Source organism: Luteimonas kalidii (assembly GCF_029887935.1).
Taxonomy (GTDB): domain Bacteria; phylum Pseudomonadota; class Gammaproteobacteria; order Xanthomonadales; family Xanthomonadaceae; genus Luteimonas; species Luteimonas kalidii.
On the sequence record NZ_JARXRO010000018.1, the window covers coordinates 64,938 to 88,759 of the forward strand.

The 23,822-nt window shown below is 70.8% G+C and carries 18 protein-coding genes; 8 read left to right on the forward strand and 10 right to left on the reverse strand.

Translation table 11 applies throughout. The annotated features are described in order from the left end of the window. The first annotated feature begins 11 nt into the window (after positions 1-11). Positions 12-3,290, forward strand: a complete 3,279-nt coding sequence (locus QFW81_RS11270) for an efflux RND transporter permease subunit (RefSeq protein WP_280578880.1) — start codon at positions 12-14, stop codon at positions 3,288-3,290. A 12-nt stretch (positions 3,291-3,302) separates the two neighbouring features. Here QFW81_RS11270 and QFW81_RS11275 read toward each other — a convergent pair whose 3' ends face one another. Next, entirely contained in the window at positions 3,303-4,172 is an 870-nt protein-coding gene (locus QFW81_RS11275; RefSeq protein ID WP_280578881.1) for a LysR family transcriptional regulator, read from the reverse strand. Positions 4,173-4,300: 128 nt separating this feature from the next. On the opposite strand from QFW81_RS11275, the gene leuC reads away from it, so the two are divergent. Together leuC and leuD are read left to right on the forward strand one after the other, a co-directional pair. Beyond that, positions 4,301-5,728 carry a 3-isopropylmalate dehydratase large subunit gene (leuC, locus tag QFW81_RS11280; RefSeq protein WP_280578882.1) on the forward strand — a complete coding sequence of 476 codons (1,428 nt, stop codon included), beginning with the start codon at positions 4,301-4,303 and terminating at the stop codon, positions 5,726-5,728. Between the two features lie 13 nt (positions 5,729-5,741). Beyond that, complete coding sequence (leuD, locus tag QFW81_RS11285) at positions 5,742-6,389, forward strand: 3-isopropylmalate dehydratase small subunit (protein ID WP_280578883.1); 648 nt, start codon at positions 5,742-5,744, stop codon at positions 6,387-6,389. A gap of 114 nt (positions 6,390-6,503) precedes the next feature. On the opposite strand, the gene leuB is transcribed toward leuD, so the two are convergent. The 7 genes from leuB to ilvC form a co-directional block, all read right to left on the reverse strand. Further along, a complete protein-coding gene (gene leuB, locus QFW81_RS11290; RefSeq protein ID WP_280578884.1) occupies positions 6,504-7,562 on the reverse strand; it encodes a 3-isopropylmalate dehydrogenase in 1,059 nt (352 codons plus the stop codon). Between the two features lie 117 nt (positions 7,563-7,679). Continuing rightward, positions 7,680-9,230, reverse strand: coding sequence for a 2-isopropylmalate synthase (locus tag QFW81_RS11295; protein WP_280578885.1), 1,551 nt, complete (start codon positions 9,228-9,230; stop codon positions 7,680-7,682). Further along, positions 9,227-10,342: a threonine dehydratase gene (locus QFW81_RS11300; RefSeq protein ID WP_280578886.1), complete on the reverse strand. Its 1,116-nt coding sequence runs from the start codon at positions 10,340-10,342 to the stop codon at positions 9,227-9,229. Before QFW81_RS11300 ends, QFW81_RS11295 begins: the two co-directional genes overlap by 4 nt. Beyond that, entirely contained in the window at positions 10,342-11,286 is a 945-nt protein-coding gene (locus QFW81_RS11305; RefSeq protein WP_280578887.1) for an aminotransferase class IV, read from the reverse strand. The genes QFW81_RS11300 and QFW81_RS11305 overlap by 1 nt, the downstream gene beginning before the upstream one ends. Positions 11,287-11,342: 56 nt before the next feature. After that, a complete protein-coding gene (locus QFW81_RS11310) occupies positions 11,343-11,579 on the reverse strand; it encodes an ACT domain-containing protein (protein ID WP_280578888.1) in 237 nt (78 codons plus the stop codon). Then, the gene (gene ilvG, locus QFW81_RS11315; protein ID WP_280578889.1) at positions 11,563-13,332 is read right to left on the reverse strand and encodes an acetolactate synthase 2 catalytic subunit; all 1,770 of its coding nucleotides are present in this window, start codon (positions 13,330-13,332) and stop codon (positions 11,563-11,565) included. The genes QFW81_RS11310 and ilvG overlap by 17 nt, the downstream gene beginning before the upstream one ends. Further along, positions 13,332-14,324: a ketol-acid reductoisomerase gene (ilvC, locus tag QFW81_RS11320; protein WP_280578890.1), complete on the reverse strand. Its 993-nt coding sequence runs from the start codon at positions 14,322-14,324 to the stop codon at positions 13,332-13,334. Before ilvC ends, ilvG begins: the two co-directional genes overlap by 1 nt. A gap of 360 nt (positions 14,325-14,684) precedes the next feature. Here ilvC and ilvD point away from each other — a divergent pair, with 360 nt between their 5' ends. Then, entirely contained in the window at positions 14,685-16,526 is a 1,842-nt protein-coding gene (gene ilvD, locus QFW81_RS11325) for a dihydroxy-acid dehydratase (protein ID WP_280578891.1), read from the forward strand. Positions 16,527-16,789: 263 nt separating this feature from the next. Here the strand turns inward: ilvD and QFW81_RS11330 are convergent, their stop codons facing one another. Beyond that, a complete protein-coding gene (locus tag QFW81_RS11330; RefSeq protein ID WP_280578892.1) occupies positions 16,790-18,046 on the reverse strand; it encodes a 6-phosphofructokinase in 1,257 nt (418 codons plus the stop codon). Positions 18,047-18,173: 127 nt separating this feature from the next. Here QFW81_RS11330 and QFW81_RS11335 point away from each other — a divergent pair, with 127 nt between their 5' ends. The 3 genes from QFW81_RS11335 to QFW81_RS11345 all read left to right on the forward strand — a co-directional run bounded on the left by QFW81_RS11335 (position 18,174) and on the right by QFW81_RS11345 (position 21,030). Further along, the gene (locus QFW81_RS11335) at positions 18,174-18,752 is read left to right on the forward strand and encodes an adenylate kinase (protein ID WP_280578893.1); all 579 of its coding nucleotides are present in this window, start codon (positions 18,174-18,176) and stop codon (positions 18,750-18,752) included. Positions 18,753-18,857: 105 nt separating this feature from the next. Next, on the forward strand, positions 18,858-20,252 hold the full coding sequence (gene mpl / locus QFW81_RS11340) for a UDP-N-acetylmuramate:L-alanyl-gamma-D-glutamyl-meso-diaminopimelate ligase (protein ID WP_425604039.1): 1,395 nt from the start codon (positions 18,858-18,860) through the stop codon (positions 20,250-20,252). Positions 20,253-20,457: 205 nt separating this feature from the next. After that, entirely contained in the window at positions 20,458-21,030 is a 573-nt protein-coding gene (locus QFW81_RS11345) for an LON peptidase substrate-binding domain-containing protein (protein WP_280578895.1), read from the forward strand. On the opposite strand, the gene QFW81_RS11350 is transcribed toward QFW81_RS11345, so the two are convergent. After that, positions 21,013-23,022, reverse strand: a complete 2,010-nt coding sequence (locus tag QFW81_RS11350; protein ID WP_280578896.1) for a bifunctional DedA family/phosphatase PAP2 family protein — start codon at positions 23,020-23,022, stop codon at positions 21,013-21,015. The two genes, QFW81_RS11345 and QFW81_RS11350, sit on opposite strands and share 18 nt — an antisense overlap. A 47-nt stretch (positions 23,023-23,069) precedes the next feature. Between QFW81_RS11350 and QFW81_RS11355 the strand changes: the two genes are divergently transcribed. Next, positions 23,070-23,729: a protein kinase family protein gene (locus QFW81_RS11355; protein WP_280578897.1), complete on the forward strand. Its 660-nt coding sequence runs from the start codon at positions 23,070-23,072 to the stop codon at positions 23,727-23,729. Positions 23,730-23,822: the final 93 nt, after the last annotated feature.

Below are 23,822 nucleotides of genomic sequence, written 5' to 3' on the forward strand. Positions count from 1 at the left end.
GGGGCTGAGCGATGCGCTTCAACCTGTCCGAGTGGGCGCTGCGCAACCGCAGCCTGGTGCTGTACGCGATGATCGTGGTCGCGCTGGCGGGCGCGTTCTCGTACCTGCAGCTCGGCCGCTCGGAGGACCCGCCGTTCACCTTCAAGGCGATGGTGGTGCGCACGCTGTGGCCCGGCGCGACCGCGGAGGAAGTCGCGCGCCAGGTCACCGAGCGGATCGAGAAGACGCTGATGGAAACCGGCGACTACGAGTACATCCGCGCGTACTCGCGGCCGGGGGAATCGCAGGTGATCTTCGCCGCGCGCGATTCGATGCGTTCGCAGGAGATCCCGGAACTCTGGTACCAGGTACGCAAGAAGATCGGCGACATCCGCGCGACCCTGCCGGAGGACGTGGTCGGGCCGTTCTTCAACGACGAGTTCGGCGACACCTTCGGCAACATCTACGCGCTCACCGGCGAGGGCTTCGACTACGCCGTGCTCAAGGACTATGCCGACCGCATCCAGCTCGAGCTGCAGCGGATGGACGACGTGGGCAAGGTCGAACTGATCGGCCTGCAGGACGAGAAAATCTGGATCGAGGTCGACAACACCCGCCTGGCCACGCTCGGCATCCCGCTGCAGGCGGTGCGCGAGGCGCTGGCGCAGCAGAACGCGGTGGTGCCGGCCGGGTTCTTCGAGACCCCGACCGACCGGGTGCAGATCCGCGTCGATGGTGCCTTCGAATCGGTCGGTCAGGTCCGCGACTTCCCGATCCGCGCCGGCGACCGCACCATCCGCCTGGGCGACATCGCCAACGTCGTTCGCGGATTCGCCGATCCGGCCGCGCCGAAGATGCGGTTCATGGGCGAGGACGCGATCGGCATCGGCGTGTCGATGCACGAAGGCGGCGACATCCTGCGCCTGGGGCGCACGCTGGAGCGCGGGTTTGCGCGCCTCCAGGACACGCTGCCCGTCGGCATGTCGCTGCGCAAGGTCGCCGACCAGCCGGCCGCGGTGGACGAGTCGATCGGCGAGTTCGTGCGCGTGCTGGGCGAGGCGGTGGCGATCGTGCTGCTGGTGAGCTTCTTCTCGCTCGGCTTCCGCACCGGCCTGGTGGTGGCGGTCTCGATCCCACTGGTGCTGGCGATGACGTTCATCGCGATGGACTGGTTCGGGGTCGGCCTGCACAAGATCTCGCTCGGCGCGCTGGTGCTGGCGCTGGGACTGATGGTCGACGACGCGATCATCGCGGTGGAGATGATGGCGATCAAGATGGAGCAGGGTTACGACCGCTTCCGCGCCGCCGGCTTCGCCTGGACCAATACCGCCTTCCCGATGCTCACCGGCACCCTGGTGACCGCGGCAGGCTTCCTCCCGATCGCGACCGCGGCCTCCAGCACGGGCGAGTACACCCGCTCGCTGTTCCAGGTGGTGACGATCGCGCTGCTGGTGTCGTGGATCGCCGCGGTGCTGTTCATTCCCTGGCTCGGGGAGCGGATGCTGCCGGACATGCACGGGCGCGAGGCGCCATCGCCGCTGCTGCAGCGCCTGGTCGCGCGGCTCCCGCGCCGGCGCGGCCGCGGCGCCCTCCCTGCGGCTCCGGCCGACGAGGCGCGCGGGCGGGACGCGGCGACCATGCAGGTCGATGCAGAGCGGCGGCAGGCGGATGGCGGCGTGCCGCCTGAGGGTGCATCGCCGCAGGCGCGACACCCGGCGCACGATCCCTACCAGACCCGCTTCTACCAGCGCTTCCGGCGCCTGCTCGACTGGACCCTGGTGCATCGCTGGCTGGTCATCGGCGCGACCGCGGCGGCGTTCGTGCTGTCGCTGATGCTGTTCCGGTTCGTGCCGCAGCAGTTCTTCCCCGATTCCGTCCGCCCGGAACTGATGGTGGACATGGAACTTGCCGAAGGCAGCTCGCTGCGCGCCACCGAGGCCCAGGCGCGGCGGCTGGAGGCGATGCTCGCCACGCGCGCGGACATCGACAACCACGTGGCCTACATCGGCACCGGCTCGCCCCGCTTCTACCTGCCGCTGGACCAGCAGCTGCCGCAGGCCAACTTCGCCCAGTTCGTGGTGCGCGCCGGCGACCTGGACGCCCGCGAGACGCTGCGCACCTGGCTGGTGGACGAGGTCGCGCCGCGCTTCCCCGACCTGCAGCTGCGCGTGACCCGGCTGGAGAACGGGCCGCCGGTCGGCTACCCGGTGCAGTTCCGCGTCTCCGGCGAGCACGTCGAGCACGTGCGCGCGATCGCCGGCGACGTGGCGGCGCAGGTGCGCACCAATCCGCACGTCGTCAACGTCAACCTGGACTGGAGCGAGCCGAGCAAGGTGGTCCGGCTGGTGATCGACCAGGACCGCGCGCGTGCGCTCGGGATCAGTTCGCAGCAGGTGGCGCAGTTCCTGTCGGGCTCGCTGAGCGGGCTGCAGGTGAGCACGTACCGCGAGGACAACGAATTGATCGGCATCCTGCTGCGCGGACCCGAAGAGGAGCGCACCCGCCTGGACCTGCTCGGCAGCCTCGCGATCCCCGGGGGCGACGGGCCGCCGGTCCCGCTGTCGCAGGTGGCCACGCTCGAATACGTGTTCGAGGACGGCATCATCTGGCATCGCGACCGCCTGCCGACGGTGACCGTACGCGCGGACATCCGCGACGCGACCACGCCGCCGAGCGTGGTCGCGCAGATCCTGCCCACGCTCGACGCGATCCGCGACGCATTGCCGCCCGGCTACCGGCTCGAGACCGGCGGCACGGTGGAGGATTCGGCGCGCGGGCAGGACTCGATCAGGGCCGGGCTGCCGCTGTTCCTGTTCGTGGTGGTGACCCTGCTCATGCTGCAGCTGCGCAGCCTCTCGCGCACCGCGCTGGTGCTCCTGACCGCGCCGCTCGGGCTGGTGGGCGTGACCCTGTTCCTGCTGGTGTTCCGGGTGCCGTTCGGCTTCGTCGCCATGCTCGGCACCATCGCGCTGGCAGGCATGATCATGCGCAACTCGGTGATCCTGGTGGACCAGATCGAACATGACATTGCCGCCGGGCACGCGCGCTGGGATGCGGTGGTCGATGCCACGGTGCGCCGGTTCCGCCCGATCGTGCTGACCGCGCTGGCGGCGATCCTGGCCATGATCCCGCTGTCGCGCTCGGTGTTCTTCGGGCCGATGGCGGTGGCGATCATGGGCGGTCTCACCATTGCGACCGTGTTGACCCTGGTGTTCCTGCCGGCGCTGTACGCGGCCTGGTTCAAGGTGCGGCGTGACGAGCCCGGACGCCCCGGTCCCGACGCCACCGGCGCCGCGCCCGCGCAGGCGTAGCGGGCGGCGCGCCTACGCCGGGGCGCCGTCCAGCACCGTCAGGAACGCACGCGCCGCGTTCGACAGCGTGCGGCCGGCATGGGTGACATGGCCCAGCTGGCGCGACAGGCGCACGCCGGGCACGCGCAGCACCGTGGTCTGGGCATCGAGCATGGTGTGCGGCAGCACGGTCCACGCCAGGCCCACGCTGGCGAGCATTTTCAGCGTTTCCATGGCGTTGGTGGTCATGCGCAAGGTCGGCGCCAGGCCCGCCGCGGCGAAGTGGCCGGCGACGATGCGATGGGTGAAGGTGCCCGCATCGGGCAGCACCGCCGGATGCCGCGCGAGTTCGTCGAGACCGACCTCGCCGCGTCCGGCCAGCGGATGGTCCGGCGCGACCACGAACTCGAGCGGGTCGTCCCACACCGGCACCGTGCGCAGCGGCGCCGCGGCGGGGCCGAGCGTGGTCAGCGCCAGCTCGGCCTGGCCGTGCAGCACCTGTGCCCAGGCCTGCTCGGAATCGACGAAGCGCAGGTCCAGCGCCGCCCCGGGGTGCGCGCGGCTGAAGGCGCGCAGCAGCGGCGGCAGGCGGTGCAGGCCGATATGGTGGCTGGTGGCCAGGCTCAGGCGGCCGCCGATGCGGGCATCCAGGTTGTCCAGTGCGCGCCGGGTGTCGTCCAGTTCGGCCAGGATCCGGCGGGCGCGCGGCAGCAGCGCATGCCCGGCTTCGGTCAACGCGACCTCGCGCCCGATGCGGTCGAACAGCCGTCGCCCGAGCTGTGCTTCGAGCGCGGCGATGCGCTTGCTCACGGCCGGCTGGGTGAGATGCAGGCGCGCACCGGCGCCGGAGAAGCTGCCGCTGTCGGCGATGGCGAGGAAGGCGTCCAGGCTGGCCAGATCCATCGAGTCGCTCCGGTTATCCGATGGATGAAAAATATGAATTTGAGTTATCGAAGGCAAGGGCCTAGGATCGATCCACGCCCACCGCCGCGTGCGGACCGGCGCTCCACCCACCGACGCGGGACCCGCCGATGGCAGGCAAGACGCTGTACGACAAGCTCTGGGAGATGCACGAGGTCAAGCGCCGCGACGACGGCTCCTCGCTGATCTACATCGACCGCCACATCCTGCACGAGGTCACCTCGCCGCAGGCCTTCGAGGGCCTGCGCCTGGCCGGCCGCCGGCCGTGGCGGGTGGACGCCAACCTCGCCACCCCCGACCACAACGTGCCGACCACGCGCGCCGAGCGCGCCGGCGGCCTGATGGCGATCGCCGATCCGGTCTCGCGCGTGCAGGTGCAGACGCTGGACGAGAACTGCGACGACTTCGGCATCCTGGAATTCAGGATGGATGACGTGCGCCAGGGCATCGTCCACGTGGTCGGCCCCGAGCAGGGCGCCACGCTGCCGGGCATGACCGTGGTCTGCGGCGACTCGCACACCTCCACCCACGGCGCCTTCGGCGCGCTGGCGCACGGCATCGGCACCTCCGAGGTCGAACACGTACTGGCCACCCAGTGTCTGGTGGCGAAGAAGATGAAGAACATGCAGGTGCGCGTGGAGGGCACGCCTGGTCCCGGGGTGACCGCCAAGGACATCGTGCTGGCGATCATCGGCCGGATCGGCACCGCCGGCGGCAACGGCCATGCGCTGGAGTTCGCCGGCAGCGCCATCCGCGCGCTGTCGATGGAAGGGCGCATGACGATCTGCAACATGGCGATCGAGGCCGGCGCGCGCGTGGGCATGGTCGCGGTGGACGGGAAGACCATCGCCTACGTGAAGGGTCGCCCGTTCGCGCCGAAGGGCGCCGACTGGGACGCCGCGGTCGCGGTCTGGGAGGGCCTGGTCTCCGACCCGGACGCGCATTTCGACAGCGTGGTGGAACTGCGCGCCGAGGACATCAAGCCGCAGGTCAGCTGGGGCACCTCGCCGGAGATGGTGCTGGCGGTGGACCAGGCCGTGCCGGATCCCGAGCGCGAGGCCGATCCGGTGAAGCAGGATTCGATCCGGCGCGCGCTGAAGTACATGGGCCTGCAGCCGAACCAGCCGATCACCTCGATCCGGCTCGACCGCGTGTTCATCGGCTCGTGCACCAATTCGCGCATCGAGGACCTGCGCGCCGCGGCCGAGGTGGCGAAGGGGCGCAAGGTCGCCGCGACGGTGAAACAGGCGCTGGTCGTGCCGGGCTCGGGCCTGGTCAAGGCGCAGGCGGAAGCCGAAGGGCTGGACCGGATCTTCCTCGAGGCCGGCTTCGAATGGCGCGAACCGGGCTGTTCGATGTGCCTGGCGATGAACCCCGACAAGCTCGGTAGCGGCGAACACTGCGCCTCGACGTCCAACCGCAATTTCGAGGGTCGCCAGGGCGCGGGCGGGCGCACCCATCTCGTCAGCCCGGCGATGGCCGCGGCCGCCGCGGTGGCCGGCCATTTCGTCGACGTGCGTGAACTGTCGCCAGCCTGATCGGAGCCCCACGATGAACCCCTTCACCACCCATACCGGCCTGGTCGCGCCGCTGGACCGCGCCAATGTCGACACCGACCAGATCATCCCCAAGCAGTTCCTGAAGTCGATCCGGCGCACCGGTTTCGGCCCGAACCTGTTCGACGAATGGCGCTACCTCGACGTCGGGGAGCCCGGCCAGGACAGCTCCAACCGGCCGCTGAAGCCGGACTTCGTGCTGAACTTCCCGCGCTACCGCGGCGCCAGCGTGCTGCTGGCGCGCGAGAACTTCGGCTGCGGTTCCTCGCGCGAGCACGCGCCCTGGGCGCTGGAGGAGTACGGCTTCCGCGCCATCATCGCCCCGAGCTTCGCCGACATCTTCTACAACAACAGCTTCAAGAACGGCCTGCTGCCGATCGTGCTGCCCGATGCGGTGGTCGATACGCTGTTCGCGCAGTGCGAGGCGACCGAGGGCTACGCGCTGACCGTCGACCTGGCCGCCCAGGCGGTGACCACGCCCGACGGCGAGCGCCACGGGTTCGAGATCGACGCCTTCCGCAAGCATTGCCTGCTCAACGGCCTGGACGACATCGGCCTGACCCTGCAGGAGCACGCGGCGATCGCCACGTTCGAGGCGCGCCACCGCGCGGCGCAACCGTGGCTGTTCGGCGCCGGCGCCTGACGCGCAGACCGACCCGTTCCGGTCCAGACGAAGACGCCGCCCGGGGGCGGCGTCTTCGCGTGCGCGATCGTCGACGGCAGGCGTGTACCGGACGCGACCTCGTGGCGCAGCCGCTCAGCGCAACCGGTCGATGACCGCCTGCGCCGCCTGCGTGGTGTCGACCGCCTGACCGGCCGGCGCCAGGTCGGCGGTGAACACCCGGGCGTCGAGCGCGGCCGAGACCGCCGCTTCGATCGACGCCGCTTCGGCCTCCAGCCCCAGCGAGTGGCGCAGCAGCATCGCTGCGCTGAGGATCGTGGCGTAGGGGTTGGCGATGCCGCGGCCGGCGATGTCGGGCGCCGAGCCGTGGATCGGCTCGTAGATCCCGACCTTGCCTTCGCCCAGCGAGGCCGAGGCCAGCAGGCCGAGCGAACCGGCCAGCATCGAGGCCTCGTCGGTGAGGATGTCGCCGAACATGTTCTCGGTCACGATCACGTCGTAGGCGCGCGGCTTCGACAGCAGGTGCATCGCCATCGAGTCGACCAGCTGGTGCTCGAGCGTCACGTCCGCGAACTCGTCGCGCATCACGCGCGTGGTGACGTCGCGCCACAGGCGCGAGGTTTCCAGCACGTTGGCCTTGTCGACCGAGGTCAGGTGGCCCCGGCGGGTCCGGGCGAGCGTGGCGGCGCGGCGCACCACGCGCTCGACCTCGGCCACGCTGTAGCGGCACAGGTCGGTGGCGTCGGTGTCGCTGCGGGTCTTGTCGCCGAAGTAGATGCCGCCTGTGAGTTCGCGCACCACCACGATGTCCACGTCCTGCAGCAGTTCCGGCTTGATCGGAGAGGCGTCCAGCGCCGCCGCATGCGGCTTGACCGGGCGCAGGTTGGCGAACAGGCCCAATGCCTTGCGGATCGCCAGCAGGCCCTGTTCCGGGCGCACCTTCGCCTTCGGATCCGACCACTTCGGGCCGCCGACCGCGCCCAGCAGCACCGCGTCGGCAGTGCGTGCGGCGGCGAGCGTCGCGTCCGGCAGCGGCACGCCATGGCGGTCGATGGCGATGCCGCCGATGTCGTGCTCGGTGAAGCGGAACTCGTGGCCGTGGCGCGCGGCGACGGCCTGGAGGACGGGCAGGGTGGCGGCGACGATCTCGGGACCGATGCCGTCCCCGGGCAGTACGACGATGTCAGCGTGCATGGAGTCCGGACTGGTGCGTGGAAAACGGGCGGGGCGGCGCGGCGGCCGCCCCGGATGGAATGTGGAACCGGCGGGCGCGCTCGCGCGCGGCCTGGCCGTGCCGGGCGAGGGCCGTGCTCAGGCGCTGGCGCGCGCGTCGAGGCTCGGGGTGCCGGTCGGGCTGCGGCGCAGGATGCGGTTGGCGACGTCGAGCCAGGCCAGGGCGCTGGCTTCGATGATGTCGCGGCTGGTGCCGCTGCCCTGGTACTCGACGCCTTCGTGGTGGACGCTCAGCGCCGCCTCGCCCTGCGCGTCCGTGCCCAGGCCGACGCTGTGCACGCTGTAGCTTTCCAGCGACAGCTTGACCCCGGTGGCGTTGGACAGCGCGGCGAACAGCGCGTCCACCGGGCCGTCGCCCAGCGCGCTCTCGCTGACCTTGCGGCCCTCCGGGTTGGACAGCTCCACCTGCGCGCTGGCGCGCTGGCCGCGGTCGCTGATGGTCATCGACGAGAGCCGGTAGCCCTGGCCGACCACGCCGCCGTCGATCAGGCGCTCCAGGTCGTCGTCCTCGACCACGCGCTGCTGTTCGCACAACGCCTTGAACTGTACGAATACCTGGTCGAGCTGCTCGTCCTCCATGGTGTAGCCGAGCGCGCGCAGGCGGTGGCCGACGGCGGCGCGGCCGCTGTGGCGGCCGAGCACCATCTTGGTGTCGGGCCAGCCCACGTCGGAAGGGTTCATGATCTCGTAGGTGCTGCGGTTGCGCAGCATGCCGTGCTGGTGGATGCCCGACTCGTGGGCGAACGCGTTCTGGCCCACGATCGCCTTGTTGCGCTGCACCGGCATGCCGATCAGGCGCTGCAGCAGCTGCGAGGTCGGCACCAGGCGGCGGGTGTCGATGCGGCTGTCGATGTTGTAGAAGGCGTTGCGCACCTTCAGTGCCATCACCAGCTCCTCCAGCGCAGCATTGCCGGCGCGCTCGCCGATGCCGTTGATGGTGCACTCGATCTGGCGCGCGCCGCCCTCCATCGCCGCCAGCGAATTGGCCACGGCCAGGCCGAGGTCGTTGTGGCAGTGGGCGCTGAAGACCACGTCCTTCGCGCCGGGGATGTTCGCGATCATGCGCTCGAACAGGCCGCGGATCTCCTCGGGCGTGGTGTAGCCCAGGGTGTCGGGCACGTTGATGGTGGTGGCGCCGGCCTGGATCGCGACCGCGACCGCATCGTGCAGGAAGTCCTCTTCGGTGCGGGTGCCGTCCTCGGGCGAGAACTCGATGTCGTCGACGAAGCGCTTCGCCATCGCCACGTGGGTGCCGATCGATTCGAGCACCTGGGCCTTGTCCATGCGCAGCTTGTGCTCGCGGTGCAGCGGACTGGTGGACAGGAACACGTGGATGCGCGGCTTCGCGGCGCCTTCCAGGGCGCGCGCCGAGGCCTCGATGTCGCCGGGCAGGCAGCGCGAGAGCACGGCCAGGGTGGTGTTGCGCAGTTCGCGCGCGATCTGCGCGGTGGCCTCGCGATCGGACTGGGAGCTGGCGGGGAAGCCGGTCTCGATGATGTCCACGCCCAGTTCGGCGAGCGCGCGCGCCATCACCACCTTCTGCTGCGGGGTCATGCTGCAGCCCGGGGACTGCTCGCCGTCGCGCAGGGTGGTGTCGAAGATGCGTACGAATCCGGGGGTGGTGTTCATGCGAGGAGTTCCTCGGGAAGATCGCTGTCGATGGTACCCGTTGCGGCCTTCGGCCGCGGGTGCGTTGCATCACGGGCCGGGAGCAGGCCGGCGGGGAGCGGTGTCCGCTCGGCCGCCGGCTGCGGAAGTCGCTCCCGGGCCCGGCGCCGCGGCTTGCGTGGCGGCCGCGGCCGCACCTCCGATAGCAGGGTCGCCAGCACCGCGGCGTCGACGTTGCCGCCCGAGACCACCGCGCACTTGCGCTTGCCGGCCACGCGCTTGCCGGCCGCGAGCGCCAGCGCGCCGGCGCCCTCGGCGATCACGTGTTCCTCGAGCGCCAGCCGCACCAGGGTCTCGCGCAGCTCGGCCTCGCGCACGATCACCACGTCGTCGAGCAGCTCGCGCAGCAGCCGTTCGGTCAGGTAGCCCGGCTCCTTCACCCGCACGCCGTCGGCCAGGGTCGCGCAGGGATCGACCAGTGTCCGGTCGCCCCTGAGCGCGCGGCACATCGCGTCCACGCCCTCGACCTGGGCGCCCACGATGCGCACGCCCTGGGACTTGAGCGCCAGCGCCACACCCGAGGCCAGCCCGCCGCCGCCGATCGGCACCAGCACCACGTCCGGGTTCATGGCCGCCGCGATCTCCAGCCCCACGGTTCCCTGTCCCGCGATCACGTCCGGATCGTCGAAGGCCGACAGCAGGCGGAAGCCGTTCTGGGCCGCGAGTTCCTTCGCGAAGGCCTTGGCCTCGTCGTAGGTCTCGCCGTGCAGGCGTACGGTCGCGCCCCAGTGGGCGACGCCGGCGACCTTGGTGTCCGGCGCGGTCTTCGGCATCACCGTGATCGCCGGGATGCCGAGCCGGTACGCAGCCCAGGCCATGCCCTGTGCATGGTTGCCGGCCGAGGCGGTGATCACGTAGCGGTCGTCGCCGCGCTCGCGCGCGGCCAGCAGCGCGTTGAGCGCGCCGCGCACCTTGTACGACCCGGTGCGCTGCAGGTTCTCCAGCTTGAGCCAGGTGCCGAAGCGTTCGGCGTAATGGGTGGGGGTGACGTCGAGGTACTTGCGCAGCCGTGCCTGGGCCGCCAGCACGTCGCTGGCGGTCACTTCGATGGTGCTGGCTACGGCCGGGTCCATCAGACCGTCGTCAGCCAGTGGCGCCAGGCCGGTTCCCGGCCGCGCACGACGCGACCGTACAGCGCCTGCAGTTCGCGCGTGACCGGGTTGTCGCCGTAGTGGCGGTCCTCGATCTGCGCCACCGGCGCGACCTCGGCCGCGGTGCCGCAGGCGAACACTTCGTCGGCCTGCAGCAGTTCCTCCAGCGACACCGCGCGTGCCTGCGCGCCGGTCAGCTGCAGCAGCGTGTCGCGGGTGATGCCGTCCAGCGCATCGGGATGGGCCACGGCCGTGAGCTCGCCATCGCGCACCATGAACACGTTGGCGCCGGTGCATTCCACCACGCGGCCCTCGCGGTCGGTGAACAGCGCCTCGTCGAAGCCGCGCGCCTTGGCCTCGCGCTTGGCCAGGATCGAATTGACGTACCCGCCGCACAGCTTCAGCGGCGGCAGCGAATCGGCAGGATTGCGGCGCCAGCGCGACACCCCCAAGCGCGCGCGGGTGCCGTTGAGATGCACGTGGGTGGCGGTGGAGGCCACCATCATGTGCGGCACGTGGCCTTCCACGTCGAGCCCGAAGCTGCCCTCGCCGAACCACGCCAGGGGACGGATGTAGGCGTCGCGGTGGCGGTTGGCGCGCAGGGTCGCGAGCACCGCCTCCGCGGCCTGCGCGGGATTGAACGGCAGCGCGAACATCTCCGCGCCGAGGCGCATGCGCTCCAGGTGTTCGGGCAGACGGAACACGGCTGCGCCGTCGTCGGTGGCGTAGGCGCGGACGCCCTCGAACACGCCGCTGCCGTAATGCATCGCGTGCGTGGTCAGGCCGGCCTGCATGGCATCGCCGGGCACCAGCGCGCCATCGAACCAGGCGAGCGGGACGGTGGTGGCGTCGGTTGCCGGGCGCGCGCTCTCGGTCGCGGCGTGGCGGGCGTGGGCGTCGGCGATGGGGGTGACGGTGGCGCTCATGGGATCGGTATCCGGAAAGTGGGGTCAGCGGTCTGGCGTCGTGCGGCGGAGCCGCGTCACGGGCAGGGCTGTACCGATACCGACAGGCAGTCGTACATCTTCGCCAGTTGCTGCTGCAGCGAGGCGTCCGGGCGGTCGCCTTCCACCGTCACCCGCAGCTGCCAGCGATCCCCCCCGGGCTGGGCCTGGCCGTCGAGCGCCAGCGGCCGGAAGCCGCGCCGCTCGGTGGCGCCGATCACGCGCGCCAGCACGCCTTCGGCGCTGCGCAAGGTGAGGTCAAGCTGGTAGCGCATTGTTCGGCTCCTCGGAGGCGGACGAGGCGGACGGGGGCTGCACCGGGTCCGGTTCGCCGGTATCGAGCGTGCCGGCGTCGTCGGGATCCATCATCTGCGCGTTGTTGTGGTTGGGCGGGACCAGCGGCCAGACATTGGCGGCGGTGTCGATGGCCACGTGCAGCAGGGTGGGGCCATCGGCGGCGAGCAGCGCCCGCAGGGCGTCGTCCACGTTCGCGGCCTGGTCGACGTGCAGCGCCTGGATGCCGAACGCGCGCGCGACCTCGGCGAAGTCGGGGTTGTCGGACAGGTCGATCTCCGAATAGCGCTTCTCGAAGAACAGTTCCTGCCACTGCCGCACCATGCCCAGCGCGGAGTTGTCCAGCAGCACGATCTTCACCGGCAGCCGGTAGCGGCGGATGGTCGCCAGCTCCTGGATGTTCATCATGAACGAGCCGTCGCCGCTGACGCACACCACCTGCGCGTTCGGATCCTGCATCTGCGCGCCCATCGCCGCCGGCAGGCCGAAGCCCATCGCGCCGAGCGAACCGCTGGTCAGATGCTGGCGCGGGTGGCTGAAGCGCCAGTGCTGCGCCACCCACATCTGGTGCTGGCCGACGTCGCACGAGACCACCGCGTTCGGCGCCAGTTCGCTCAGGCGCTTGAGCAGCGCCGGCGCGTAGACCTTGTCGCCGGGCGCGTCGTAGCGGGCGGCATGGCGCGAGCGGCGCTCCAGGCAGGTGTCGCGCCAGACCTTGCGCGCGGCGGCGTGGCGGCCTTCCATCTGCGCCGCGAGCGGTGCGGCCAGGCGCGAGAGGCTCTGCGCCAGGTCGCCGGGCACCGACACGTCGGCCGCGCGCAGCTTGCTGATCTCGCAGCCGTCGCCGTCCAGGTGCACCACCCGCGCGTGCGGCGCGAACTCGGCCAGCTTGCCGGTGGCGCGGTCGTCGAAGCGCGCACCCACCACGAACAGCAGGTCGCATTCCTGCACCGCCATGTTCGCCGCTCGGCTGCCGTGCATGCCGAGCATGCCGAGGTTCGACGGATGCCCGGCGGGCAGGGCGCCCAGGCCCTTGAGCGTGAGCACCGTCGGCAGGCCGGTGAGGTCGACGAACTCGCGGAACGCCTCCACCGCATCGCCCAGCACCACGCCGCCGCCGGCGTAGACCACGGGTTTGCGGCATTGGGAGACCAGCGCCGCGGCCTCGTGCAGCGCGGCGTCGGGCGGACCCGGCACCGGTTCGACCGGCAGCGGCGAATGCACCGGCAGATGCGAGGCATCGGCCATCTGCACGTCCTTGGGCAGGTCGATCAGCACCGGCCCCGGGCGCCCGCTGCGGGCGATGCGGAACGCTTCGGCGAACACCCGCGGCAGCTCGTCGACGCTGCGGGGCAGGAAGCTGTGCTTGACGATCGGCAGGGTCATGCCGAACACGTCCAGTTCCTGGAACGCGTCCGTGCCCATCAGGAAGGTGGGCACCTGGCCGGTGAGGACCACCATCGGCACCGAGTCGAACATCGCGTCGGCGATGCCGGTGACGAGGTTGGATGCGCCCGGGCCGGACGTGGCCACGCACACGCCGACGCGTCCGCTGGCGCGGGCATAGCCGTTGGCGGCGAACGCCGCGCCCTGCTCGTGCCGGACCAGTACGTGCTTCAGCGACGCGCCGTGCAGCGCGTCGTAGAACGGCATGATCGTTCCGCCGGGATAGCCGAACAGCGTGTCGACGCCTTCGGCTTCCAGGGCCTGCACCAGCCAGTGCGCACCGTTCATCACGCGGCCTCTTTCTGTTCCTTCGGGGAATTGTCCAGCCACACCATCTTCGCGCGCAGCTGCTTGCCGACCACTTCGATCGGATGGTCGAGGTCGGCCTGCTTGTACCGGTTGTAGTTCGGCAGCCCGGCTTCGTGCTCGGCCACCCAGTTCTTCGTGAACGTACCGTCCTGGATGTCCCTGAGCACTTCGCGCATGCGCTCCTTGGTGCCGGCGTCGATCACTCGCGGGCCGCTGACGTAGTCGCCGTACTGCGCGGTCTCGGAGACGAACTCGAGCATGCGGGTGATGCCGCCCTCGTAGAACAGGTCGACGATCAGCTTCAGCTCGTGCAGCACTTCGTAGTAGGCGATCTCCGGCTGGTAGCCGGCTTCCACCAGCACCTCGAAGCCCGCCTGCACCAGCGACGAGGCCCCGCCGCACAGCACTGCCTGCTCGCCGAACAGGTCGGTTTCGGTCTCTTCCTTGAAGGTGGTCTCGATCAGGTTGGCGCGCGCGCCACCGAGGCCGTCGGCGTAGGCCAGCGCCAGCTGCTTCGCCTTGCCGGTGGGATCCTGGTGCACGGCCCAGATGCAGGGGACGCCGCGGCCGATCTCGTATTCACGGCGCACCAGCGCGCCCGGGCCCTTGGGCGCGACCAGGATCACGTCGAGGTCGTCGCGCGGTTCGATCATGCCGAAGTGCACGTTCAGCCCGTGCGCGAACAGCAGGCAGGCGCCGGGCTTCATGTTCGGCGCCAGCGCCTCGGCGTAGACCTGCCGCTGCACCATGTCGGGCGTGAGCACGGCGACCAGATCGGCCTCCCTCACCGCCTCGGCGGGCGCCTTCACACTGAAGCCGTCGGCCTTGGCCTTGGCCTCGGTGGGGCCGCCCGGGCGCAGCCCGACGGTCACGTCGAAGCCCGAATCGCGCAGGTTGAGCGCATGCGCGCGCCCCTGGCTGCCGTAGCCGACGATGGCGATGCTGGGCTTGGGAAGGGAGGACTGGGTCATGTCTTGTGGTCTCTGCGGTGACGGTGTTGGTTGGAAAACGGCCACGGTGGGCAACAAAAAACCCCGCCCTTGCGGTGCGGGGTTTTGCGATTCGGCGCTTCCTGCTTACGCGCCCGATCGTCCCGCCCCTGTTGGCGAGGTAATAAGCACGAGTACGAGAATGGACGACGCGCTGGCGTCGTGGGCATTCGTGGCAGGGGTGTGGCGTTGCAGCATTGACGCAAACTAAACCGCGCTTTCACGGCTTGTCAAGCGCTGTCGCGACTTAATCCGTTGCCGCGGAAATCGTTGCAACTGTAACGGCGAAAACTCCCCAGAATGCCGCTTTGACGCATTGCGTCATTTCCCCCGCGAAGCTCCATGCCCGAATACCGCTCCAGAACCTCCACCCACGGCCGCAACATGGCCGGCGCGCGCGCGCTGTGGCGCGCCACCGGCATGCGCGACGACGACTTCCACAAGCCCATCGTCGCGATCGCGAACTCGTTCACCCAGTTCGTGCCCGGCCACGTGCACCTGAAGGACCTCGGCCAGCTGGTCGCGCGCGAGATCGAGCGCGTCGGCGGCGTGGCCAAGGAATTCAGCACCATCGCGGTCGACGACGGCATCGCGATGGGCCACGACGGCATGCTGTATTCGCTGCCCAGCCGCGAGGTGATCGCCGACGCGGTCGAGTACATGGTCAACGCTCACTGCGCCGATGCGCTGGTGTGCATCTCCAACTGCGACAAGATCACGCCCGGCATGCTGATGGCCGCGCTCCGGCTCAACGTGCCTACGGTGTTCGTGTCCGGCGGGCCGATGGAGGCGGGCAAGACCGCGCTGGCCGACCACAAGCTCGACCTGGTCGACGCGATGGTGATGGCGGCCGATCCCGAGGCCTCGGACGAGCAGGTGGCCGCGGTCGAGCGCAGCGCCTGCCCGACCTGCGGATCGTGCAGCGGCATGTTCACCGCCAATTCGATGAACTGCCTGACCGAGGCGCTGGGGCTGTCGCTGCCGGGCAACGGCACGGTCCTGGCGACGCATGCGGATCGCGAACAGCTGTTCCTGCGCGCCGGCCGCACCGCGGTGGAACTGTGCCATCGCTGGTACGGCGCGGAGGATCCCGGCGCGCTGCCGCGCGGGATCGCGACCTTCGAGGCGTTCGAGAACGCGATGACGCTCGACATCGCGATGGGCGGCTCGACCAACACCATCCTGCACCTGCTGGCCGCGGCGCAGGAGGGCGGGGTGCCCTTCACGCTGCACGACATCGACCGCCTGTCGCGGCGCGTGCCGCAGCTGTGCAAGGTGGCGCCGAACACCCAGAAGTACCACATCGAGGACGTGCACCGCGCCGGCGGGATCATGGCGATCCTCGGCGAGCTCGCGCGTGGCGGGCTGCTGCACACCCATGTCCCGACTGTGCATGCCGCGAGCCTGGGCGAGGCGATCGCGAAGTGGGATGTCGCCACGGTCGAGGACGAGGCCGTGGCCACGTTCTACCGCGCCGGGCCCGGCGGCATCCCGACCCAGGTCGCCTTCAGCCAGGCCACGCGCTGGGCGACGCTGGATACCGATCGCAGCGAAGGCTGCATCCGCAGCGTCGAACACGCTTATTCGCAGGAGGGCGGGCTGGCCGTGCTCCACGGCAACATCGCCGTCGACGGATGCGTGGTGAAGACCGCCGGCGTCGACGAGTCGATCCACGTCTTCGAAGGCAGCGCGCGCGTCTACGAGAGCCAGGACGCGGCGGTGCAGGGCATCCTCGGCGACGAGGTGAAGCCCGGCGACATCGTGGTGATCCGTTACGAAGGCCCGAAGGGCGGTCCCGGCATGCAGGAGATGCTGTACCCCACCAGCTACCTCAAGTCGAAAGGCCTGGGCAAGCAGTGCGCGCTGTTGACCGACGGACGATTTTCCGGCGGCACCTCTGGACTCTCCATTGGCCACGTGTCACCGGAAGCGGCGGCCGGGGGCAGCATCGGCCTGGTCCGCGACGGCGACCGCATCCGCATCGACATCCCGGTGCGCACGATCGCACTGCTGGTGTCGGACGAGGAACTCGCCGCGCGCCGCGCCGAGCAGGATGCGAAGGGCTGGAAACCCTTGCAGCCGCGCCCCCGCAAGGTCAGCGCTGCGTTGAAGGCCTATGCGCTGCTGGCCACCAGCGCCGACAAGGGCGCGGTGCGCAACCTGGCGCTGCTGGAAGCGGACTGATCGTCCGCTTGCGACCGGCCTGTGCCGCGGACGCGTAGCCCGGGTAAGCGGAGCGCACCCGGGAGAACATACCGAAACAACCCCGGGTGCGCTTACCCGGGCTACGGAGCCACCGCAGGCGTTGAGCCCGTCCTTCGCGATGTACCTCTACAACCCGGCCCGCGCGACCGAGGCCGACGCTTCGGTCCGCACAGACCGGTGCAGGCTCGGGCCATCGCCCGCAGGGGCCGGCCACGCCCCGCCCCGACGCCGGGCGGACCGGCTCATCCCTCCCACTTCGGCAGCTTCTTCTTCACCGCCACGTTCTTCAGCGCCACGTACGCCGGGATCCCGTCCTTGCCGTAGGGCGGCGGCGCTTCGCCGCGGATCAGCGGCTCGAGGTACGCGCGGGCCTTGTCGGTGATCCCGTAGCCGTCGCGCCGGATGAAGCCGGCGGGGAACTTCTTCTCGTGGTTGGCGACCTTGTCGAGCGGCGCGCTGCCGATCTTCCAGCGATACGGCGAATCCGAGCTGCGCACGATCACCGGCATGGTCGCGTTCTGCCCCTTCAGCGCGAACTGCACCGCGGCCTTGCCGACCGCGACCGCCTGGTCGAGGTCGGTCTTCGAGGCGAGGTGGCGGGCGGAGCGCTGCAGGTAGTCCGGCAGGGTCCAGTGGACCTTGAAGCCGAGCTGGTCCTTGACCTTGCCGGCCAGGTACGAGGCCACGCCGCCGAGCTGGGTGTGGCCGAACGAGTCGGTGCCGCCGCCCGAATCGGCGACGAAGCGGCCGTCGGCGGTCTGGATGCCCTCGCTGGCCACGACCACGCAATAGCCCACGCGCGCGACCACCTTCTTCACCTGCTTCAGGAAGTCGCCCTCGTCGTACGGGCGTTCCGGGAACAGGATCAGGTGCGGCGCCTCGTCCGGCCCCTTGCCGGCCAGACCGGCAGCGGCGGCCAGCCAGCCGGCGTGCCGGCCCATCGCCTCGTACACGAACACCTTGGTCGACGTGTCGGCCATCGCGGCGACGTCCAGCGCGGCCTCGCGCACCGATACGGCGGTGTACTTGGCGGCCGAGCCGAAGCCGGGGCAGCAGTCGGTGACGGCCAGGTCGTTGTCGATCGTCTTCGGCACGCCGATGCAGGTCAGCGGATAGCCGAACTCGGCGGCCAGCTTCGACACCTTGTTGGCGGTGTCGGCCGAATCGTTGCCGCCGTTGTAGAGGAACCAGCGCACGTCGTGGGCCTTGAACACCTGCAGCAGGCGTTCGTACTTCGCCCGGTCGGCCTCGACCGACTTGAGCTTGTAGCGGCACGAGCCGAATGCGCCGCCGGGGGTGTGGGCCAGCCCGCGCACGGTGGCCGCGGTTTCCTTCGAGGTGTCCACCAGCTCCTCGCGCAGCGCGCCGAGGATGCCGTTGCGCGCCGCCAGCACCTTCACCTTGCGCGCGCGGGCTTCGGAGATCACCCCCGAGGCGGTGGCGTTGATGACGGCGGTGACACCGCCGGACTGGGAGTAGAGCAGGGTTCCGGAAGCCATATGCGCCCTTGGGATGAGGTCGGTGGATCGGGTCGATGGGTTAAGCTGGCGGCTGAATCCGCGGTCCGGCCGGAGTGTAGCAACCGCCCGCGACCGCCTCCGGTTTCGATCTGGTGGGGAGTCCTCGATGCGATTGGTGTTGTTGGGAGCGCCCGGCTCGGGCAAGGGCACGCAGGCGGCCAGGCTGAAGGAGTACCTGCAGGTACCCCACATCTCGACCGGCGACCTGCTGCGCGCCGAGGTCGCGGCCGGCAGCCCGCTGGGGCTGCAGGCCAAGGAAGTGATGGCCCGCGGCGACCTGGTCAGCGACGAGATCCTGCTGGGCATGCTGCGCGACCGGTTCTCGCGGGAGGACACGCGGGCAGGCTTCATCCTCGATGGCTATCCGCGCAACCTGGCCCAGGCCGCTGCGCTGGACGAACTGCTGGCCAGCCTCGGCCAGAAGTTCGACGCCGCGGTTCAGCTGACTGTCGACAACGAGCAGATCGTCGAGCGCCTGGCCGGCCGGGCCAAGGCCGAAGGGCGCGCGGACGACGCCCCCGACTCCGTGCGCAAGCGCCTGCAGGTGTACGACCAGCAGACCGCGCCGGTGATCGAGTTCTACCGCCAGCACGGCCAGCTGACCGTGGTCGACGGCGTGGGCACGCTGGAGGCGGTGTTCAACCGCATCGTCGAGGCGATCGCGCCGGAGAAGGCAGTCGGCTGAACCGTCGTTCCGTCCACGCCGGCGCGTTTGGGTAAAGTGCGCGGCTGTCACGACGCACGCGGGTCCGCCTTGAAACTGCACATCCTCGGCATCGCCGGTACGTTCATGGGCGGGGTCGCCGCGCTCGCGCGCGAGCTCGGACACGCGGTCGAGGGCAGCGACCAGGCGGTGTACCCGCCGATGTCGACCCAGCTCGAAACGCTCGGCATCGCGCTGTCCCGGGGCTACGACCCGGCGCACATCTCGGCCGACTGCGACACCGTGGTGGTCGGCAACGCGCTCTCGCGCGGCAATCCGGCGGTGGAAGCGGTGCTCGACAGCGGCCGCGCCTACACCTCCGGTGCCGAGTGGCTGCGCGAGCACGTGCTGCCAGGGCGCGACGTGCTCGCCGTCGCCGGCACCCATGGCAAGACCACGACCACTACGATCCTGGCCTTCGCACTGCAGGCGGCGGGGCGCGAGCCGGGGTTCCTGATCGGCGGGGTGGCGGAGGATTTCGGGGTCTCGGCGCGTCTCGGCGGGCCGCAGGTGCCGGCTTCGGACACGACGTCCAGCGGGCACGACCATGCTGCGCGGGCGGCCCCTGACGAGCGCCCGCTGTTCGTGGTCGAGGCCGACGAGTACGACACCGCGTTCTTCGACAAGCGCAGCAAGTTCTTGCACTACCGGCCGCGGGTCGCGATCCTCAACAACCTCGAGTACGACCACGCCGACATCTTTCCCGACGTGGCCGCGATCCAGCGCCAGTTCCACCATCTGGTGCGCACGGTGCCGGGGCGCGGCCGGCTGATCGTCAACGGCCACGACGCGCGGCTGCGCGAAGTGCTGGACATGGGCTGCTGGACCCCGGTGGAGCGCTTCGGCTTCGATCCGGGCTTCGAATGGAGCGCGCGCAAGCTGCGCGAGGACGGCAGCGCGTTCGAAGTGGCGCGCGCGGGCCACGCGGTGGGAACGGTCGAATGGCCGCTGCTCGGCGACCACAACGTGCTCAATGGCCTGGCGGCGCTCGCCGCCTGCGCCGCGGTCGGCGTCGACGTGGCCGCGGTGCTGCCCACCCTGGCGCGGTTCCACAGCGTCAAACGGCGCATGGAGCGGCTGGGGCAGGCGCGCGGGATCACCGTGTACGACGATTTCGCCCATCATCCGACCGCGATCGCGACCACGCTCGCGGGGCTGCGTGCGAAGGTGGGCGAGTCCAGGATCGTGGTGGTGATGGAGCCGCGCAGCAACTCGATGCGGCTGGGCGCGCACGCGCAGGCGCTGGCGCCGTCGCTGCGCGATGCGGACGCGGTGGTGTTCCTGGCGCGGCCGGAACTGCCGTGGGATGCCGCGGCGGTGGTGGTGGCGGTGCGGGGCGACGCGCGCGCGGTGGCCGACGTCGATGCGCTGCTGGAGGCGCTGGGCACGCTGGCGCGCGACGGCGACCACGTGGTGTTCATGTCCAACGGCGGCTTCGACGCGGCTCCGCGCCGGTTCCTGGCGCAGCTGCAGGCGGTCTGAGGCGCGATCCGCGGCGGCACGCCTATCGTCTCTGGACGGCGCGTGCGCATGACCCTGCGACGGCAGGGCCGCACACCGCGGGCGCGCACGTCGGCGACAGGGCGCGACGATGATCCGGGCTGTCGTCCCGCAGTCCGGCACCGGAGCCGCCGCCGGGGGACGCCTACCGCTGCGGCGGCCCCTGCGCTGCGCCTAGACTGGTGACATGGCCGAACCGCTCCCGCTGTTTCCACTGCATGCCGTCCTGGTGCCGGGCGCCGCGCTCGGCCTGCGCGTGTTCGAGCCGCGCTACCTCGACCTGGTGCGCGATTGCGGCCGCAATGGCACCGGCTTCGGGGTCTGCCTGATCGCCGGGGGCGAGGAGACCGGCGCGGCCGCGATGCCGATGGCCTGGGGCACCGAGGCCCGGATCGAGGATTTCGACACCGGCCCGGATGGACTGCTGCACCTGCGCCTGCGTGGCGGCCGCCGCTTCCACGTCGCCCGCACCCGGGTGCGGGACAGCGGACTGGTGGTGGCGGACGTGGACTGGCGCGCGCCCGATCCGGTGGCCGAACTGCAGCCGCAGCACGCGCTGCTGGGCGAGGTCCTGCGGCGCATCTTCGACCGCCTTGGCGAAGCCGGTGTGCACATTCCCGAGCCGCGCTTCGACGATGCGGCCTGGGTCGGCTGGCGTCTGGCCGAGCTGCTGCCGTTGACCCTGCCCCAGCGCCAGCAGCTGCTGCAGGAAGACGATCCCGACCTGCGCCTGGACGAGCTGCTACGGCTCCTGTCCTGACCCGACTGCGTCGGTGCGCAGCCGCAGTACCGGCGCCCCGCTGTGCGGATGGACCGATTCGCGCACCGGGAACCCGGTGACCGAGCGCCGCAGGGCGACATAGGCGGCATCGTCGTCGACCACCGGGAGCCAGATCCCGAACAGGCCCGACAGCGGCCGCTGGTATTCCAGGGTCTGGGTCACGCCGATCCACAGCGGGGTGCCGTCCGCCAGCCGCGCCGGCGCGCGCCACAGCCTCAGCGTCTGCAACCGGCCGTCGCCGGCGGGACGCCGCAGCAGCAGCGCCTCGGCCTCGGAGCCGAGCGTGGCCGGCAGCACCGGCTGCAGGCCGGGCGGTGCGTCGTCGTCGAGCAGGCCCAGGGTCGCGGTCCAGTCCGCCTGCGGCTGCGCGCGCCAGCCCAGGCTGCGCAGATGCCCGCGTAGCGGCTCCAGCGGGCCGGCCACCTGCACGTCGAGCGCCCAGCGCCGGCTGGCATCGCGCTCCCGACGCTGGGCGGGCAGCTGTACCCAGTCGCGGTTCCACCAGGCGTCGCGTTCCAGCACGCGGGCCGGTTCGGGCACGGTGAAGCGCGCCAGCAGCGGGTCGACCGCCTTGGGCGCGTGCCACAGCGCCGCGACGGCGAAGCTCAGGTAGAAGATCGCGGCCAGCGGCCGCATCCAGAACGAACGCGCCACATGGCGCCGGTAGGCGATGCCCAGCACCAGCAGCCAGACGATGCCCAGCAGCATCCCGCCGACCACGTCGCTGAGCCAGTGCGCGCCCAGGTACAGCCGCGCGAAGCCGAGCAGCGCGCCGACCAGCCCGGCGAGCATGTACGGCCACACCCGGCTGCGGCCGGGCAGTTCACGCGCGATCAGCACCGCGAAGAAGCCGAATGCGATCGTGGTCATCGTCACCGACACCGACGGGAAGCCGAAGCCGCTGTGCGCGGTCGGCGGCAGCGGCATGTCGATCAGCTTCGCCAGGCCCGTGGTCAGCACCAGCCCGAAGGTCAGCGCGGCGACCCAGTGCGCCGCGGCGATCCAGCGTCGCCGCCACAGCAGCCAGCCCAGCGCGAGCGTGGCCGCCGGCAGCAGCACCTCCCAGTCGCCGATCGAGGCCAGCCCCGCCATCAGCCGGTCGGCCAGCGGGTTGCGCAGTTCGTACATCGCGCCGAACACGGTCAGGTCCAGCGCCAGCGGCTCGCCGCGCATCCACACCGTGCCCAGCAGGGCGAACCAGGCCCAGCCGATCGCCAGCAGGCAGGCCGCCAGCACCGCCAGCGACGCCGATTCGGGCCGGTTGGGATCGATCAGCGCCGCCGCATAGCGGCCCAGGCGCGGATGCGCGCGGGTCCAGCGCAGCGCGCGCGCGAGCAGGTCGTTGGCGTGGCGGTCGAACCAGCGGTAGGTGTAGAGCACGCCCGCCCAGGCCAGGGCGAGCACCAGCAGCAGTCCGCCCAGCACCAGCACCAGACGGTCGGCGACCGCGGCCACCGCATCGTAGGAGGCGCCGAAGATCCACCCGGGCGCGAGGAAGCTGGCGGCCCACAGGAAGCACGCGACCAGGCTCATCGGTACGTAGCGCCGCAGCGGCATGTGCAGCATGCCGGCGATCGCCGGCACGAACGCTCGGATCGCGCCGACGAAGCGCGCGATCAGGATGCCCTTGATGCCGTGGCGGCGGAACACCAGTTCGCCGCGGTCGAGCAGCTGGGGATAGCGGCGGAACGGCCAGTGCTCGCGCAGCTGCGGCCCCCAGCGATGGCCGACCCAGTAACCGATGCCGTCGCCTGCGAAGGCGCCCAGCGCCGCGCAGGTGACCGCATAGGTGCCGTCGATATGCCCCAGCCCGATCAACGCCCCGATCGCGAACAGCAGCGGCAGCGCGGGCACCAGGATGCCGAGCACGACGACTGCATCGCAGAAGGCGATCAGAAAGATCAGACCGCCGGCCGCGACCGGGTGCGCGCTGATCCAGGCGAGCGTGGCGTCGAACCAGCCGGAGTCCATCGACGAATTATGACAGCCGCCCCTGACTGTCCGCCTACACTGTGGCGATGGATCGCCACGCCACCGAGTCCCGGGCACTGAAGGCCGACAGCTTCGGCCGGATCTCGCTCATGCGCGGTGCCGGCGGCGCCTTCGTGCGCCGCGACCTGGCCCATGTTCCCTGGTGGCTGCGCCTGCCCGCGTGGTGGCTGGCCCGGCGCGAGGCGCGCGCGCTGCAGCGCGTGGCGGGCATGGCCGACGTACCCCGGCTGCTGGACTGGGACGGGCGACGGCTCGATCGCAGCTTCATGGCCGGTGACGCGATGTACCAGCGTCCACCGCGCGGCGATCTCGACTACTTCCGGCGCGCGCGCAGGCTGCTGCAGGCGCTGCACCGTCGCGGCGTCGCCCACAACGACCTGGCCAAGGAAGCGAACTGGCTGGTGCTCGAGGACGGGCGGCCGGCCCTGATCGACTTCCAGCTCGCCACGCTCGGCGATCCGCGTTCGCGCTGGATGCGGCTGCTGTTCCGCGAGGACCTGCGCCACCTGCTCAAGCACAAGCGCATGTACTGCCGGGAATCGCTCACGCCGGTCGAGCGCCGGGTGCTCAGGCGCAACTCCTGGGTGCGCGACCTGTGGTTCCGCACCGGAAAGCCGGTCTACCGCTTCGTGACGAGGCGGATCCTCAAGTGGGAAGACAACGAGGGGCAGGGTCCGAAGCCGTGAGCGCACGCTGCAGGACGGGTGTCGAAAGCGAAGAGGACAGCCGGCGGGACGGGGATGGCGTAGGCTCGGGCTCCGACATCCCGAGGCCGCATC